A 17013-nucleotide genomic window follows, 5' to 3' on the forward strand; every position below is an offset into this window, starting at 1 on the left:
CTATTTGTTAGTAGATGGTCATGCAAAAGTTAGCACGAATGCCCTGATAAAACCCGACACCCACCTAGTCGCTGGCGGGTTTTTCTTTGAAAACGGCATTGATTACTTGTTCTTTAACTTGCCTGAGAGATGCGTTTTCTTCTCTCAGGCGGCTAATTCCCCCAGTTTTTCGGAGACGATTTGCTCAAGTCTGGTAACTCTTTGTTCCAGTGGATCGTTGATGTGTTTTATACCTAGGTATTGGTCAATGAATTCCAATAACACTTCGGTTGTGTTTTTGCCTTCGGACTCTGCTTTGTCCTTAAGGGCTTTCCTCTTTTCTGGGTTGATTCGGATTGTCAGTCTTGCTTCTTCTGCCATAGTTTTCGTAAATGCTGTACTAACAAAGATAGCATTTTCTTATCTGAAAGCTAATAACTAAAAAGAAAAATTGTACTAACTAACCTTGACAAAAGTGCTAACTATGTACTAACATATTATACATAAACCAAAAAGGCATCGCCCACTTACTACAGATGACAATGCCTTCCCGACTCCCCACTCCCTTTGATAAAATGCTGATGGAGCTTGCCCTAGTAGCTAATATCCTAGACAATTCTCGCCAACACTAGACAGATATTACTCATTCAAATCCTCAATAAGCCTATCTATATACTCTCTTAACCGTTCTTTCCAATTGGGGACGGTTTTTAGTTTATCTCTGATGCCCTTCTTTACGTTGAAACAAACGGGTGTCCGGTCAAATGGTTCTTCGTTAAGTGGGGCTGCACCTAATTTATGTTTTTTCTCAAAAGGCATTGCATTTTCTCCTATATATTGATATATTAATATATATATAGCACACATTGAGGTCGAGCAATGCTTTTATCCATCAAGACAAAGTTAAAACTAAGTAAAGCCCAAGAAATAATCTTATGTAAACACGCAGGTATTGCGAGATTTACCTATAACTGGGGTTTAGCTACTTGGAATAATTTTTATAAGGATGGATTAAAGCCTAACAAATACATTCTTAAAAAGTTCTTTAACAACCACGTTAAACCTGAGTTTACTTGGATTAAAGAAACGGGTATTTGTCAGAAAATAACTCAATACGCTTTTGATAATCTTGGCGATGCTTTCTCTAGATTCCTTAGTGGGAAAGGCGGATACCCTAATTTTAAAAAGAAGGGGCATCATGATTCTTTCACTATTGATGCTAGTGGTAAACCAATTTCTGTGGGTGGTAAGTCTGTAAAACTGCCTACCATTGGATGGGTAAGAACTTACGAAGGTTTACCCCATACAACCTGCACTAAAATAACAATATCTCGTACTGCTGATAGTTGGTTTATTGCTTTTGCTTACGATCAAGAACATGAACCAACCGTTAAGCAACACGATGTTGTTGGTGTTGATTTAGGGGTAAAAGAATTGGCTACACTCTCTACGGGTGTTGTATTTCCTAACCCTAAACATTACAAAAATCACCTAGAAAAGCTTATAAGATTATCTAGAAAGTTTACTAGAAAAAATAAAGGTTCTAACAACCGACATAAAGCTAAAATACAACTCGCGAAACATCATGCTAGGGTAGCTAACCTCAGAAAGGATACTCTTCACCAAATCACTACTTTCTTATGCAAAAACCACGCAAAAATAGTAGTAGAAGATTTAAACACCTCCGGAATGCTATCTAATCATAAATTAGCTCAAGTAATTGCTGATTGTGGGTTTCATGAGTTGACAAGGCAGTTGGAATATAAAGCTAAAAAATTCGGTTGTCAAATAATAATTGCTGACCGATGGTTTCCATCAAGTAAAACCTGTTCTAAGTGCGGACATATTCAAGATATGCCACTAAAAGAAAGAATCTACAACTGTGGAAGTTGTGGTCATTCAATCGACAGGGACTTAAACGCAGCGATTAATTTATCACGTTTGGCTAAAGCGTGAAAGCTTGCTGAGGGATAACCGCTCCCATGCTCCCATTGAAGCAAGAAATAAATGTCTAGACTTGTCTAGGATTTATATAGCAGAAAACCTATGTCTACGTTGACACTTTCTGGAACGGTTGACCTGTTCGATTCAGAAATTGAATTTGAGAAAATAGAGAATTTTCTGCCGGCGATTCAACAGCAAGCAGCGCATCTAATTCGAGTATTCATCAGCTTCTGTCAAACAGTATACGTCGAAAAAATGACGACCGATGCTAAACAGTGGCGCTCCACTAATGAATCCCTCGGTTGGGCTACTTCTACAGCAACGCCCTATGCCAAGGTTGGTGAGTACTTTGTGGAAGTAAATCCGTATAATTTAGAACTCCTCGACATCAAAACCCTTTTCGCCCTGTGTGCTGAAAAATACTCTGTCATAATTGAACGCTTGAAAACTGAGCGGTTGACGGTAGCAGAGGTACGTTCACAGATGTCATCAATTAACAAAGCTTCCATGAAACCCAAGGAAGCGCCCAAAGCATTGGAGTGGCGACGAGCAAAAACTGGGGAGCGATGGCTGCGCCCGCCGAAGGCATCGCTAATTGCTAGATTAGATGCCGAAACAGGTGAGGCGCTAGAGCAGAAATATAAATCTTCTTGTTTGCCGTTGCCTTTATTTATCAGGGATTTACTTCGTCAATGGCAACCACAATCACACCCAATCCCAGTGGAATCTACAGAGCGGTGGCGTCATGGATGGAACGTTGGTGTGATGGTTGTGCCAAATGATGTGGGTGCGAAAAATTTTATTGACTGGTTTGAGAACAAACCAGCAGAGGTAATTGAGTGTGATGGGAGTCTCTTAACAGTGCAATTTTTGAAGTTGCGTAGGCATGATGGGGATATTTGTCAACTGGCTTATGGAAATTGGGTGGAGGAAAATCAGTAGACTAAAAGCAGGCGATGCCAAGGCGGAAAGTGCGATGGCGTAGCCCTAGCAGGCATCGCAAGTTAAATAAAAAGCTAGCTGAGTAAGTGAAAGATTGTATTTTTGTTTAAGCTCTAAAAACTTTTCAAACATCCTCTTAGTTCAATGCTAGCAATTTGCTCTTCAAAGAGTAATCTCCTAGTACACTATGGATGGCATGATTTTGTCAGGAGTGAATGTGAAGACTATTTTTATTCGTAAACATGTTTTTTGGTTACCAAGTTTAGCGGCTGTTACCGTCCTGGGTGGTGGCTTATCTGCTGTTGCCCAAACCGTGGAAACTATGAGCAATAATCAGTTAAGCGAAACTTCTGCAACCGTAACGTCTCCTCAGCAGTTGACGACGAAACTAGATAATCAAAGTTTTTCTCCCATCAATACCGCTGATTCAATAGTATCAGAATTGACAGAAAAACCAATATTGACCAATCCTACGACCAGTCCCATTCTCACACCGGTTCCAGGGACAGTAGCCACCTCAAGTGCAGCCCTAAGCATACAGTACGCAGAACCCACCGCTCAACAACCCACAAATCAACCACCAGATGGGAAAGTGGCACAAGCGAATATTGAGCCAACTACACCTAGCCGTGGCGGCAAATACTATCTTGGTGTCGGTGGTAACATAGGTTTGGCTGGTGGTGATTCATCCATAAGTGACGGTAACTTTGCTATTGTGAGCAAAGTTGGACTAACAAAGAATCTATCTGTGAGACCCTCGGCCATCCTTGGCGACAGGACAGTATTTCTAGTTCCCCTCACCTACGATTTTACCTTACCACAAGCAGCAGATCCATTTAGCGAACCATTACCCATTGCGCCTTACCTCGGCGTAGGTGCAGCCATTAAAACTGGCGATAACTCTAAAGTTGCTGTATTAGTATCTGGTGGTGTCGATATGCCGCTCAATTCTCAATTTACAGCAACAGCTTCTGTAAATGCGGGATTTTTCGACAAAACAGATATAGGTTTGTTGTTTGGAGTCGGTTACAACTTCGGCGGATTTTAAGGAGTTAGGAGTTAGGAGTTAGGAGCAGTTTATAAGTAAATAGACCAAGCGGTAGGGGTTTAGCATTGCTAAACCCCTACAAAGAATGTGGTTCAAATGGATGAAAATTGCTGTAAGTAAAACTTCTGAACTTTCTACTATCTACTCAGCACTCAGCACTCCTCACTTTTTATTTGGGACTAACCTTGTCAATTGTCTTGAGTTTACCGTCGTCGCCTACTGTCCAAACATCATAGACACCAACAACATCACCATTAGCATCAATATCTACATTACCACTGGCGCCTTGGTAGTTAATCTTTTTACCTTCTTTGAGTAACTTCAGTCCTTGACAGACATCGGTAACTTCGGTGGAGTCTGGACCTGCGCCATTAGCAACTTCACGGAGTTTGCCGGCAATACCAACTCCTGTATTTTCTTTTGCGGCTTGTGCTGCTAATACTAATAAAGCGGCTGCATCCCAACTTTGCGGAACGTATTCTCCAGGGGTACCGCTCTTTTTCTCTTGCCACAGTTTCTTTAAGGCGTCTAATGCTTTACCATCGGAACCTGGTACAGTACCAATAGCACCTGCTAACAGAAACTTACCGTCAGCGCTTTTCCCTACTTGTTCAGGGAATGTGTCAGATTTCACTCCGTCTGTGAGCAGAATTTGTACTCCCTTGGTGACACCTTGCTGGTAGGCTGCTTTGAGGAATAAACTACCTGTTTCGGCATATAGTACACCTAGCACTGCATCTGGTTTACCGGCAAAAGCAGCAGCGGCTTCGGTGTCAAATGTTTGGGCTTTGGGGTCGTAGCGGACGGGTTTAGCTTTATTAACTACGGTACCGCCCAATTTTTCAAAGGTTTCGACAAATGCTTTTTCAAAGCCGACGCCGTAGTCGTTGTTAATGACGACTGTCGAAACTCGTTTGTAGCCTTTTTTCTTGGCAAGTTGTGCCAATGCTAATGCTTGATAGGTATCAGGGGGAGCAGTCCGCGCCCAAAAGCCTTTGTATTCGCCTTTTTGCGCTTTGTCGGTAAATACGGGACTGGTGCTACCAGGGGAAATTAGCATGACTTTATCCGGCACAGCAATGGAGACGGCTGCACTGGAAACGCTGCTGGCAAAGGAACCAACTACACCAGCTACTTTATCTACATTCGCCAGTTTGGTGATTCCAGCTGCACCTGCTTTGGGGTCGGTTTGGTCGTCTACTTCCACGAGGGTAACAGGTTCGCCATTGACGCCACCGCAAGCGTTGACTTGCTCAACCAGCAAGGGAACTGCACCGACCATCTGCTGTCCGATGGGAGCCAAATCCCCAGTTGTCGGTAGGAGGGTACCAATTTTCAAACCTTTGGCGCTGCTAGCTGCGGTAGTTGAGTTTGCTGCTGGGGTGGCAGTAGTTTCGGTATTGCCTGTGTTATTGGGGTTAGTGGTATCGTTACAAGCCCCTAATAACAAACCCGTGGCTACAGTCGCTACGCTTAAAGCTAAAGCAGCAGTAATTCTTTGCATAAAAACTTTCACTCCTCTGATGTTCAGGAGCCTGAAAGTAAGATTCAAACTACATTTTTATGTAAGTTTGATTTTAACAGGCTCTAAGGGATAAATAATATCATCATCCAGAGGAAGCGCAAGGTATTGACACCGACATTAACATCTATCTTTAGATAGAATCCATTTTACTGGCTTGAAAGTTTGGAAAACGGAGAGGGAGGGATTCGAACCCTCGGTACGGAGTTGCCTGCCGTACAACAGATTAGCAATCTGCCGCTTTCGACCACTCAGCCACCTCTCCACGGTCACGATAATATATGTTAGCAGATTTATTTGGGGGAGTCAACTGTTTTGGAAAGTCAAAAGTCAAAAGTCCAAAGTCAAAAGTCAAAAGTCAAAAGTCCAAAGTCAAAAGTCCAAAGTCCAAAGTCCAAAGTCCAAAGTTTTGACCCTTGACCCTTGACCCTTGACCCTTGACTCTTGACCCTTGACCCTTGACCCTTGACTCTTGACTACTCCTTTACAGTACTTGCGATCGCATCCAAGCCAGTGGTAATGTGCGTAATTTTTTCCACTGGGGGACGTAAGCGCGTTGACTGAACACATCATAATTGTTACGTTCAATCACATCCAGAATCTGACCATATAACATTGACGCTGCCCATACGGGCCAGCGGGCATCAGGTGTCAGGCAAGTAATTCCCCGTTCTGCTTCTAGATAAAATTGACGTGCGCGGTCAATTTGAAAGCGCATTAATGCCCGCCAGCGGTCATCTACTACACCTTGGAAGAAATCTTGCTCAGTGTAATTGAATTTTGCTAAATCCTCTAGGGGAATATAGATTCTTCCCCGTCGGGCGTCCTCACCAACATCCCGTAAGATATTAGTGAGTTGATTGGCAATTCCTAGGGCGATCGCTTCGTTGCTGGGAACATAAGGTTGTTTGTTCTTGTGCCACGGAGCTGTGTTTGCCCTGGTATCTACGCCCATAACTGCTGTTGACATCAAGCCGACAGTGCCAGCGACGCGGTAACAGTAGAGGTATAACTCGTCAAAGGTTTCATAGCGACTGCGATATAAGTCCATCCGCTGACCGGCAATCATGTCCCGAAAGGGCTGAATGTCTATGGGAAAGCGTTGGAGTGTATCCACCAAAGCGACATCAAAATTTTCCAATGGGCGTCCCGTGAAGATAGATTCCAGCTGCTGCTCCCATAGGTCTAGGGTTTCTGGCGTGGTAATAGCAGAGGCTGGGCCGTCTACCAATTCATCTGTACGGCGACACCAAGCATATATTGCCCAAATAGCTCGACGCTTTGCCGGACTCATGAGTAAAGTGCCGAGATAGAAAGTCTTGGCGTACTTTTCTGTCAGTTGGCGACAAAATTTATAGGAATCGTCTACAGATACCAGCGTTTTCATGCGCGGGGGGGAATCAGGCAGTTGCAGCATTCGTTGCGGGCGATTGGGATAGCGTTTGCAGGTTTAAGGCATTTGCCACCGGGAGTGCTTCAGCAATCGCCTGCGCTGTCAGCTTACCAGAAAGTACGGCACCTTCCATACTGGCTAAGTAGCGTTGCATGGTGTAATCCCCTGTTAAATAAAAGTTGGCAATGGGGGTCACTTGGTCAGGACGGTACTGTTGACGACCAGGAGTCGCTTTGTAAACTGAACGCGGCGTTTTCACCACATGATATTTCAACAATTTTGCGGGATTTTCTCCCCCAAAGTGGTCGGGGAATAGTTTTTCTAACTCGGCTACTGTGGCTTCAACAATCTCTTCTTCAGATTTGCTGATCCAATCTTTGGCCGGGGCTAGAACTAATTCCAGCATTGAGCGATCAGGGTTAGCGTATCCACGGCAGGTGTTGCTCATATCAGCATAAACGCTGAGGAGGGGCGATCGTGAAAATAATAAATGGTCAATTTGTGTCAGTTTGCGATCAAACCATAGATGGAGGTTAATCACTGGCACACCTTCTAGACCTTCAAGCTTGGAGAAAAACTCCATTTGCTTCCAAGGTTCTGGTAGTATCACCTTAAATGGGTCAACTGGCAAGGCAGATACATACAAATCGGCCGTGAATATTTCATCTTCTGCCCCATTCAACCCCCGAAGCAAAAATCCTTTGACAGTACCATCTGCATTCAGCAAAATTTCTTTCAAGGGGGCATTTAGCCTGACTTCTCCACCGCGTTCGGTAATGTAATCTACTATCGGCTCACATAACCGCTCAGTTGGCGCTCCATCCAGAAAGGCCATTGTGGAACCTTTTTTTTCCTGGAGGAAGCGATTGAGGGCTGTGAGCAAAATCGTAGCCGAAATTTCTTCCGGTCCGATGAAGTTCAAAGCCTTGGACATGGCAATGAATACTTCTTTTTCCACTCGTGGGGGAATGTTTTGCTTTTGCAGCCATTGAGACCACGAGTATTTGTCCATTTCCTCAACGTACTTTTGCCCCTGAATCATCGCCGGTAGCAATCCTAGCCCAAATTTGATTTTTTCAGGCCAGGTGAGCATGTCATTGTTTCTCAGAATTGCCACTACACCATTTAAAGGCGCTGGTAAATCTGGGAAATCAAAGCGGCTGTAAGTTCCTGGTGCATCCGGTTGATTGAAGATCATTGTGTGTTCTTTCCACTGCAATCGGTCTTCAATCCCTAGTTCTTTGAATAGCTGCAAGATGTTGGGATAAGCCCCAAAAAAAATGTGCAGACCGGTTTCGTACCAGTCTCCATCAGCATCTTTCCACGCAGCCACTTTTCCGCCCAACACGTCTCGGCGTTCCAAGACAATGGGGGTGTGACCTGCGTCTGTGAGATATTTCGCGCAGGAAAGTCCTGCTAGACCCGCTCCCGCGATCGCTACTCGCATTTAACCCTACTGCTCTTCAATATTTCTTAATCGTTTTGTCGTTCTCATTATACGTTGCAATCTGTTACATTTGGCGGTCATTGTGCGATCGATCAAGGAAAAATCGGGATTGGGTACTGGGGACACTTCGGCAAGCTCAGTGCATCGCTGGGGACACTTCGACAAGCTCAGTGCATCGCTGGGGACACTTCGGCAAGCTCAGTGCATCGCTGGGGACACTTCGGCAAGCTCAGTGCATCGCTGGGGATTGGGGATTGGGGATTGGGGATTGGGGGGAATAAAAAATGACCAACGACCAATGACCAATTGATAAAAATATGTACTAAGTACAGGATTGTACAAGTTCGTGACGAAATGAAAATAAAGTCTATCGTTCGTAGTTGCGCTTTAGCGCTATTCTCGCAGCGTCAGCCAAGCGCAACTACAAACTAAAATGCCACCAATGTATGAAACGCTGTACTAAGCCGTTTCTTTAATGCAGGATTAGAGGTATTTGTCAAACTTCTAAATTGAAGACAATGGTTGAAATTACTGGTTAAATAATCTCCTGTGGGAGTATAAAATCTGTTTCCCTAGCTGGATGAACCGCAGGAGAGAAAATTTAATTTAGTTAAATTAATTACATATATACTAAAGCAATTTACGTATTTAATAGCAAATTTTTGCTCAAAATAGTTGATTTATTGCGGAACTCACTACATTTGCTCCGATGGGAAGTTGATGGCATTAATAAAGACTGCCTGTTTGTCTTCGGTAGGTTTTGTTTCGGTAAATACATTTGTAAATGTAATATAAACTACATATTAAAATACGATTTCAGTATTTAAACTGTTGTGCATTCGCTAACTTTTGCATATTTTAAAGCGAATTTATAGCCAAATATAAAAAATTTAAATTTAAAAAGGACTAATAATTGAAAACAATATCTGAAAGATTTATTTGCTTGTTTGGTGACAACAAGATATGATGATCCCCAGTGGAGATAACGCCGTAATTTGCAGCAAATGCAAAGGAGATTTATTTAGAGAATAAAAAATCTAACTCAAATTGAATTGGTTAAAAATGTTGTTTATCTAAAGCAGGGACACGCTTTTTAAGTGTGCATCTATCTGCTAATTAACCTGATCATGCTATTTTTTGGACTTCTTTGGATTTCTTCCTGGATGGGTTGTGTTTTGTCGTTGAGCGGAAGCTTACCACCTAACTTGGCATCAAAGGTGACGCTGACAAAAGAATCAATCAATTTAGGTAAAATGCTCAGTAAGCAGCCCGCATTTTTTGTCATACCCAAACAGCAACGAAATGTTTGGAGTACGACGTTATTACCTACCAGTTTCTTCAGGATAGATTGGGGTAATAAAACATCGCACGCGAATCCTGAACTTCGCCAGACTCCGGCAAAAAAGGCAGTTAAGAACAGCAAAAATCAACTGTGTCGTTCCCAAGAAGAGAGTGTTGCTGAACAGCCTAAGTTAAAAACATCTAGCAGTTTGTCCGCTGGGACATTAATCAATACGAGTTCTGCGAACCGAGATTTATTTACTAGTAAAATCTTGCGATCGCTGCAAGATTTCTTCCGTTTCGTCAATCCTGTTGAACCAAGTTTTAGTTCAGAGTCCTTACCGGTGCTAGTTGTCCACCGCGACGAACAGAACTATGAAATCTGGGTAAATAACCGTGTAGTTGCCAATTTACCTAACGAAATTGCTGCCAAGTCAATGCAACAGCGTTTGACCCACCTTGTCAACTCACCCAATTTAAATGCCAATCAATTGCGACCTGCTTTGGTTGACAGTATACCAGCCTTAATGGCAGGTAATCGCCTATTATTTGGCATTGAAAAACAAATTTCTCGGCATGTAAATAGGAATGGTGAACTATTAGCGATTGAGTGGATTAATAATCTGCGCGCAGCTTTTCAAGTACCAACCCTAACACTTGTAGAAGGACAGAGGGAAATGTATGGTTTGACCCCTTCCGAGGAGAAAATGTCTGGTTTGGCTTCTTGGTATGGCGGCTATTTTCACGGTCGTTTAACCGCGAATGGTGAGATATATAACCAAAATGAACTCACAGTAGCCCATAAGTCCCTACCATTTAACACTTACTTAGAGGTGACGAACTTAAAAACCGGCAAAGCTGTGATCGTCCGGGTGAACGATCGCGGTCCCTATATTCCACCTCGCAGCCTAGATTTATCACGGGAAGCAGCTCGCTGTATCGAAAGTGAAATAGCTGGAGTAGTTCCCTATAAAGCGGTGATTTTGGATAGTAGCGAACCAAAATTGACCCTAAAAGGCTCAAATCTAGCAACTGGTAAGCTTAAGCCAGGGAGAAAAATGGCGTTAGTCTCAGACTTTTGATCAAGCCTAGTACTCTGTCAAGATTAAATTGATGGGTAGTGCGAGCCGGAAAGCTCGCGTCGTGAGCGAGACGCTCACACTACCAACCCATCAAAATGAATTTGACAGACCACTAGTCCCGCGATTTCAAACTATTTGTTTAGCCGGATCAATTTTTAGATACCCCTAAATCCACACGATATGATACCAGCTGTAGGGGCACGGCAATGCCGTGCCCCCACTCGCTCCTACATGTGTCAGGGTTTTAGTGGTATTGTATAAGACTTTGAAATCGCGGGACTAGTCCCGCGATTTCAAACTATTGGTTTAGCCTTTAGCGGGTGTTGGTGAAGCATTTCCTGTTTTACCGACACCCGCTATTGCTCGTTGTCGCCAAAGCAGCCATCTTATCAATCTGGGCAATTGTATCAAAAATCTCTATCAAAAATCTCTACATATATCGTATAATGCGATGCGATTGGGCGGATTCGGCACTCAAAAATTTCCTGTCAAATAAAACCTACGTCAAAAATCATAAATTGACCAGCAGCGACTGTAGTTAAAGTAGAAGCAAAAAATTTTCTGATGTCGTAGGTCTGCAAAACCTTACGCCCCTACTACGTCGCCTATTTAATTTTTTGAACATGAGGCATTATATCATGAGTCAGCAACTTACGCAAGAACAATTAACGCAGATCGTCGCTGAAGTAGGAAGACTCCAAGCACGTCGGGAAGCAGAAATTGCACCCGAACAAGTTCAACAAATTTTACAGGAATTAGGTTTAGCGCCGGATTTGTTAGATGAAGCGCTTGTACAAGTCCAGCGTCGTCAAGCTTTGGAAGTACAAAAAAAGCGCAATCGGACAATTGCTGTGGGAGTGTTGGCTGCGGTGGTGGTAGTGATTGCTGGTACTGTGTTTTCTATTCAACAGCATAATTCTGTTCTAGAGCGAGTTTCTACCCAAAGAAACCGCATCACCCTGACCCAAGATGATGGTGGTGATTTAAGAAATATTTCCCGCCAAAATAACTCGGAAGTATTTTATCGGGTGACGTTAAAAGATGCGCCTCTGGGTGAAAAGCTAGATTTATCGTGCAATTGGATTGACCCTAGTGGTCAAATTGTCAAGGAAAATCGCTATCAAACTCGTGAAATTGACAAAGCGATTTGGGATACTCACTGCCGTTACATTATAGGTTCTGCATCGACTCCTGGTAAATGGAAGGTGCGTATATTTGTTCAAGGGCGCCAACTCAGCGAAACCGAATTTGAAGTGAAATAGTATGGAGATAATTCCCAAAGAGCAATTTCTGGGATATTGGGGTTATGGTCATCGTCGGGAATTAGAAGCGCGGCTCAATGTTGTGAAAACATTGCTGACTAATTCTTACCAATTATCTGTGATTGAAGCTGAAAATAACGATCCGATTTGGAATGTTGCTCATACTAGTTGTTCACAAGAGTTTTTTCTCGCTGCTATATCAGCATCTGGCAAATGTAGCGATTCTTTGTTACCAGATGCTTGGGTAAAATTACACGGAGGCGATCGCCTAATTTTAGGACGGGAGCCTTTTGGACGAGTACCTATATACTGGATGCAACAAGCACAAGTAATTTGGTTTGCATCCCGTTTACAACTCTTGCTGAAAATTGTCGAAAATCCAGAAGTTAGTATTCCTGGTTTATACGGTTATACTTGTTTTTCTTATACGCCAAATCCCTTAACGCCCGTTAGTCAAATATTTGCTGTGCCGGCGGGAAATGAGTTAGTCTGGCAAAGTCAGCCTGAGTTACAACAGCTATCAGCACCGAGTTCTCAAGGCTTATGGAAATGGTGTCAAGCTCCCGCACAAATCAAAGATGAAACAACGGCTGTCAAACAACTGCAAACTCTTTTACCACAAGTCATTGAGCGGCAAATTTTTGACTTAAAAAATGAGCCTGTGGGAGTTTTTCTTTCCGGGGGATTAGATTCTTCTGTGGTAGCCGCATTATTGGTACAGGCGGGAATAAAAGTAATTGCTTATACTTTAGATTTTGGTGGTGCGGGGATTCCCGAATCGCCCTATGCGGAAATTGTCGCTCAACATCTGCAAATTCCTTTGGTAAAAGTTGATGCTAGTCCGCGTCAAATCAAAAAGGCGATGATTTCTACTGTTCAAGCCCTAGATTTGCCTTTTGGCGATGGGGTGACAGTTCCTCTATATCTTTTAGGACAAAGAGCTAGTCAGGATACTGGGGTAATTTTTAACGGCGAAGGTGGCGACCAATTATTTGCAGGTTGGACGAATAAGCCGTTAATAGCAGCAGGTGTTTATCAAACAAATTTGGAAAAACCAGAAACATTTATACAACAATATCTCCGCACATTTCACCGGCTGTGGGGTTATGAAGCGATTTATCAGCCAGATATTTATCAACAGATAAAAAAAATACATCCTCAAGATTGGATTGCGGAAGCCCTTGACCCAGAGTATTGTCAAGGCGTCATCCATCAGTTGCGCCGTGCCAGCTTGATGTTAAAAGGGGCACAAAATATTCATCCGCGAGCGACGGCTTTAGGGTTTGCTCATGGGTTGTATGTGCGATCGCCTTTCTGCGACTTACCACTAGCTGAGTGGATGTTCCAAATTTCTGGAGAACTCTGTTTACAGGGAGCATGTGAGAAATATATCCTCAAACGAGCCTGTGAACATTTGTTACCCCCAGAAATTGTTTGGCGTCAAAAGCGGGGTATGGGGGTTCCCTTAACCTCTTGGTGTTTAAATGATTTTTGGGATGATCTGGGGAACTGGTTAAATCCAGGTAAACTTCGCTTTGAAAATCGCTTTTCTGATGATTTAGCAGCAGAAATTGTTGCGGGTAAATTGGGTGCGGGGATTCAAGGTCGTCGGATTGGTGAGATTTTGTGGTTGTTAATTATTTGGCAATTTTGGCGCGTACATGTTTTTGGTGAAGCATCAGGAAAACAATCTTTTGATCATCCATTTTGGTTACCAAAACAGTTATGGAGATTGCAAAAAAAATGGCAAGAGTAGTTAGGAGTTAGGAGTTAGGAGTAATGAGTAAGGAGTAAGGAGTAAGGAGTAAGGAGTGAGGAGTAATGAGTAAGGAGTAATGAGTAAGGAGTAAGGAGTGAGGAGTAAGGAGTAAGGAGTGAGGAGTAAGGAGTGAGGAGTAAGGAGTGAGGAGTAAGGAGTGAGGAGTAAGGAGTAATGAGTAAGGAGTTAGGAGTAAGGAGTAAGGAGTTAGGAGTTAGGAGTTAGGAGTAAGGAGTTAGGAGTAAGGAGTTAGGAGTAAGGAGTAAGGAGTAAGGAGTTAGGAGTAAGGAGTTAGGAGTAAGGAGTAAGGAGTAAGGAGTAAGGAGTTAGGAGTAAGGAGTAAGGAGTTAGGAGTAAGGAGTAAGGAGTAAGGAGTGGATTATTTTTTATTTTTCTTTCAACTTGTTGATTGAAGTTGTTAATATCTTAATAATTCTTTCATTACTCATTACTCATTACTCATTACTCAGGAGTTAGGAGTTAGGAGTTAGGATTTTGGAGTGAGAAGTTATGAGTTATGAGTTAGGACTGAGGAGTGAGGAATTACCTTTTTCGGAAGTAATTGCTCAAGAATTATTGAATCATTACGGTTCACCAGTTTATATTTATCAATCGGACATTTTACGTCAAAATATTAGGCACATTACCCAGGCTTTTGCTTATCCCTATACCCAATTTCGCTTTGCTAGTGTGACTAATGGCAATATTTCTTTATTGCAAATTTTTCAAAGTTGTGGTTGGGGATTACATGCGAATACACCAGGAGATATTTATTTAGGATTACAGGCGGATTTTGCACCAGAAAAAATTGTTTACAGTGGAAGTAATTTGCATCGTCAAGAGATGGAACAAGTTTTGAATTGGGGTGTAAAAACTCTCAATTTAGATAGCGTTTCTCAATTGCAATTGTGCTGCGAAGTTTATGATTCTCTCACAGATGTTTCTCCACCTCGTCTGGGTTTACGGCTCAATTTACCCGAAATTACAGGAGATAGCCGCATTGGTGTGCGTCCAGAAGAATTTGCGGATGCGATCGCTATTACCCAAGCTGCAAAATTGTCATTGAGTGGGTTGCATTTTTACCGAGGTACAGGGACTAATGCGACAGCAGCCTTTACTGATGTGATTGATACTGTATTAGCAACCGCACAACAATTACCAGATTGGGAATATTTGGATTTTGGTGGTGGCTTTGGCTATCCCTATCATCATGGTAAAGTAGCTTTTGACTGGGAATTATTTGCAGCGGAATTAAGCGACAGAATCAGTTGTTTAGGAAGAGATATAGAGTTAGTTATTGAACCAGGACGAGCTGCGATCGCAGGCTGTGCTATTTTACTTGCTAAAGTGGTTTCTGTAAAATGGCAAGCAGATAAACAAATTATCGGAGTTGATACCACTGTTGCTAATCTTTCTGTCCCTTCGGTACACGGTGGTTATCGCGAAGTTGTGACTTGGAATGGTGTAGATAAATCGACAAGTTACATAACAGATATATGTGGAAATACTACTTATTCACGAGATTATTTAGGTAGAAATTGCCAATTACCAGCTTTGGAAATTGGTGACATAATTGCCATTTTAGATGTGGGTGCTTATGGCTATGCGATGTCTTCGCATTTTTTACATCGTCCTAAACCTGCGGAGGTGTTATTAGAAAATGGTACACATCGTTTGATTCGTCGGCGTGAAGATTACAGTGTTTTATTAGCAAATCAGGTGTTTAAATAAGTTTGTTATTTGTCATTTGTCGTTTACCAATGATCAATCACAAATGACTACTCCCAAACCACTACAAGATTAACGTTCGCGGAGCGTTCCGTAGGGAAATAATTTTTAGCTCACGCAAAGGCGCAAAGGCGCAAAGTAAGGAAAATTATAAATAATCAAAGACCGGGAAGGGAGTAATGACTAATGACCAATCACAAATGACCAATCACAAATGACCAATCACAAATGACCAATCACAAATGACCAATGACCAATGACCAATGACAATTAACAATTAGGAGGAAATTGCTGCTATGAAATGTATTAACTGCGGAACTGATAATAATCTGAAGGACAGAACAGGTAATCAAGGGCGGTGTATTCAATGTCAGCATCCGTTTGTGTTTGAACCGACAAGCATGGGTACTGTGAAGATTACTGACCCCTTTTTTGCGAAGGCGATAACTGACATTTCGGCGAATAACACTTTGTTCTTTACTCCTAAGCAGTTCTTTTATTTATTAGATAATCGTTTGAGGGGTAAGTTAAATTCAGTATTTGGTTGGTTGATACCATTGATATTTTTTAGTATATTCTCAGCAATTCCTAGTGCTTTTATCATCCCGTTATTGCTGATTTTTTTTGCTATGATTGGCTTGTTAAATCAGAGCAAATCTAGTAAGAGCAATACTAAAGCTCGCAAGACAAGTGCTAAGGCTGTACAAGTATTAGCAGTCATTTTTTTAATTGGAGGAATTTTTGTTAGTCTGTCCATATTTAATTCCTTCATTCTCTTTACTATTAGTGTGATTATAGGTATGCTGTTCCTATACCTAGGCAATCAACAGGCAAGACAAGTAGAATCATTACCACAAGAATTTATAATTGGAGAATCTGTAGTTTCTGATTGGTTAAAACGTTGGCAAGAAATCAATGGTTTAATTCTCAAACTCGTCTATTCTCCACGTCAGGAAATTGCACCTACAGTAATTAATCCTGATGTCACAGCTTACAGTTTTGATAGATTAGTAGTTTGCGATAGTGCAGTTATTGCTCAACTATTAATTGCTAATAATTTCCACTTTGAAAATAACTGTGCAATTCTCAGCATCACTGGATATCCTCAAAGCATTTTTAACACCACAATGGAAATGCTGCGTCGCAATCCAGAATTGAAAGTCTATGCTTTGCATGATTGTAGTCCCCAAGGTGTTGGTTTAGTTCAGCATCTGGGTACTAGTCCTAATTGGTTCAGCAACAGCAATGTTGTCATTATTGATGTGGGATTATTACCACGTCAGATTATGGCTACGAAGCGGGGAATGTTTATTCGATCTTCTGCTGATTCGGCGCGATTAGCTAAAGAATTATCTGGGGAAATTCGTCAGAGTTTATCAACTGAAGAATTAGCATGGTTGGAATCGGGAAAGTTTGTGGAATTGGAATCTTTCACTCCCCAACGACTAATTAAAGTTCTACAACAAGGTATCGCGGGTAGTTACAATTTAGAAGGCGATAATAGTAATTTGATTATCGTCGGTGATACAGGAAATGATATGTATGTTGTTGAAAGTTTTGGTTAGGGACTCAATTTTAAATTAGACTGCTTGCAAAAGTTCCCTCAAACTCCACCCCCAACCCCTC

Annotated in this window: 13 protein-coding genes and 1 tRNA gene; 9 read left to right on the forward strand and 5 right to left on the reverse strand. The window is 42.1% G+C overall.

Annotation, left to right across the window (positions count from 1 at the left end):
- Positions 1–144: 144 nt before the first annotated feature.
- Positions 145–360, reverse strand: coding sequence for a hypothetical protein (locus HEQ19_17545; GenBank protein WYM01022.1), 216 nt, complete (start codon positions 358–360; stop codon positions 145–147).
- Positions 361–858: 498 nt separating this feature from the next.
- On the opposite strand from HEQ19_17545, the gene HEQ19_17550 reads away from it, so the two are divergent.
- The 3 genes from HEQ19_17550 to HEQ19_17560 all read left to right on the forward strand — a co-directional run bounded on the left by HEQ19_17550 (position 859) and on the right by HEQ19_17560 (position 3913).
- Positions 859–1935 (forward strand): RNA-guided endonuclease TnpB family protein, encoded by a 1077-nt coding sequence (locus HEQ19_17550; protein ID WYM01023.1) that lies wholly within the window; start codon positions 859–861, stop codon positions 1933–1935.
- A 90-nt stretch (positions 1936–2025) separates the two neighbouring features.
- Positions 2026–2865: a hypothetical protein gene (locus HEQ19_17555; protein ID WYM01024.1), complete on the forward strand. Its 840-nt coding sequence runs from the start codon at positions 2026–2028 to the stop codon at positions 2863–2865.
- Between the two features lie 217 nt (positions 2866–3082).
- Positions 3083–3913, forward strand: a complete 831-nt coding sequence (locus tag HEQ19_17560; GenBank protein ID WYM03478.2) for a hypothetical protein — start codon at positions 3083–3085, stop codon at positions 3911–3913.
- A 169-nt stretch (positions 3914–4082) separates the two neighbouring features.
- Here the strand turns inward: HEQ19_17560 and HEQ19_17565 are convergent, their stop codons facing one another.
- From HEQ19_17565 to pds, 4 genes are all read right to left on the reverse strand, one after another.
- Positions 4083–5417 (reverse strand): ABC transporter substrate-binding protein, encoded by a 1335-nt coding sequence (locus HEQ19_17565; protein ID WYM01025.1) that lies wholly within the window; start codon positions 5415–5417, stop codon positions 4083–4085.
- A 191-nt stretch (positions 5418–5608) separates the two neighbouring features.
- A tRNA-Ser gene (locus tag HEQ19_17570) sits at positions 5609–5700 on the reverse strand.
- Between the two features lie 219 nt (positions 5701–5919).
- Entirely contained in the window at positions 5920–6852 is a 933-nt protein-coding gene (crtB, locus tag HEQ19_17575; GenBank protein WYM01026.1) for a 15-cis-phytoene synthase CrtB, read from the reverse strand.
- Positions 6836–8275, reverse strand: coding sequence for a 15-cis-phytoene desaturase (pds, locus tag HEQ19_17580; GenBank protein WYM01027.1), 1440 nt, complete (start codon positions 8273–8275; stop codon positions 6836–6838). The genes crtB and pds overlap by 17 nt, the downstream gene beginning before the upstream one ends.
- A gap of 54 nt (positions 8276–8329) precedes the next feature.
- Here pds and HEQ19_17585 point away from each other — a divergent pair, with 54 nt between their 5' ends.
- The 6 genes from HEQ19_17585 to HEQ19_17610 all read left to right on the forward strand — a co-directional run bounded on the left by HEQ19_17585 (position 8330) and on the right by HEQ19_17610 (position 16952).
- Positions 8330–8563 carry a hypothetical protein gene (locus tag HEQ19_17585; protein ID WYM01028.1) on the forward strand — a complete coding sequence of 78 codons (234 nt, stop codon included), beginning with the start codon at positions 8330–8332 and terminating at the stop codon, positions 8561–8563.
- 839 nt (positions 8564–9402) lie between these two features.
- Entirely contained in the window at positions 9403–10638 is a 1236-nt protein-coding gene (locus HEQ19_17590) for a septal ring lytic transglycosylase RlpA family protein (GenBank protein ID WYM01029.1), read from the forward strand.
- Positions 10639–11276: 638 nt separating this feature from the next.
- Positions 11277–11900: a DUF3859 domain-containing protein gene (locus HEQ19_17595; protein ID WYM01030.1), complete on the forward strand. Its 624-nt coding sequence runs from the start codon at positions 11277–11279 to the stop codon at positions 11898–11900.
- A 1-nt stretch (position 11901) separates the two neighbouring features.
- Complete coding sequence (locus HEQ19_17600; GenBank protein WYM01031.1) at positions 11902–13656, forward strand: asparagine synthetase B family protein; 1755 nt, start codon at positions 11902–11904, stop codon at positions 13654–13656.
- A gap of 513 nt (positions 13657–14169) precedes the next feature.
- Entirely contained in the window at positions 14170–15390 is a 1221-nt protein-coding gene (locus HEQ19_17605) for a decarboxylase (GenBank protein ID WYM01032.1), read from the forward strand.
- 293 nt (positions 15391–15683) lie between these two features.
- Positions 15684–16952 (forward strand): hypothetical protein, encoded by a 1269-nt coding sequence (locus tag HEQ19_17610; GenBank protein WYM01033.1) that lies wholly within the window; start codon positions 15684–15686, stop codon positions 16950–16952.
- The last annotated feature ends 61 nt before the right edge of the window (positions 16953–17013 follow it).

The organism is Gloeotrichia echinulata CP02 (assembly GCA_038087035.1).
GTDB lineage: Bacteria > Cyanobacteriota > Cyanobacteriia > Cyanobacteriales > Nostocaceae > Gloeotrichia > Gloeotrichia echinulata.

Coding starts and splice junctions, on each gene's coding strand:
- HEQ19_17595 (WYM01030.1), top strand. CDS start 11,277: ATGAGTCAGCAACTTACGCAAGAACAATTAACGCAGATCGTCGCTGAA.
- HEQ19_17550 (WYM01023.1), top strand. CDS start 859: ATGCTTTTATCCATCAAGACAAAGTTAAAACTAAGTAAAGCCCAAGAA.
- crtB (WYM01026.1), bottom strand. CDS start 6,852: ATGCTGCAACTGCCTGATTCCCCCCCGCGCATGAAAACGCTGGTATCT.
- HEQ19_17610 (WYM01033.1), top strand. CDS start 15,684: ATGAAATGTATTAACTGCGGAACTGATAATAATCTGAAGGACAGAACA.
- pds (WYM01027.1), bottom strand. CDS start 8,275: ATGCGAGTAGCGATCGCGGGAGCGGGTCTAGCAGGACTTTCCTGCGCG.
- HEQ19_17565 (WYM01025.1), bottom strand. CDS start 5,417: ATGCAAAGAATTACTGCTGCTTTAGCTTTAAGCGTAGCGACTGTAGCC.
- HEQ19_17545 (WYM01022.1), bottom strand. CDS start 360: ATGGCAGAAGAAGCAAGACTGACAATCCGAATCAACCCAGAAAAGAGG.
- HEQ19_17555 (WYM01024.1), top strand. CDS start 2,026: ATGTCTACGTTGACACTTTCTGGAACGGTTGACCTGTTCGATTCAGAA.
- HEQ19_17590 (WYM01029.1), top strand. CDS start 9,403: ATGCTATTTTTTGGACTTCTTTGGATTTCTTCCTGGATGGGTTGTGTT.
- HEQ19_17600 (WYM01031.1), top strand. CDS start 11,902: ATGGAGATAATTCCCAAAGAGCAATTTCTGGGATATTGGGGTTATGGT.
- HEQ19_17605 (WYM01032.1), top strand. CDS start 14,170: ATGAGTTATGAGTTAGGACTGAGGAGTGAGGAATTACCTTTTTCGGAA.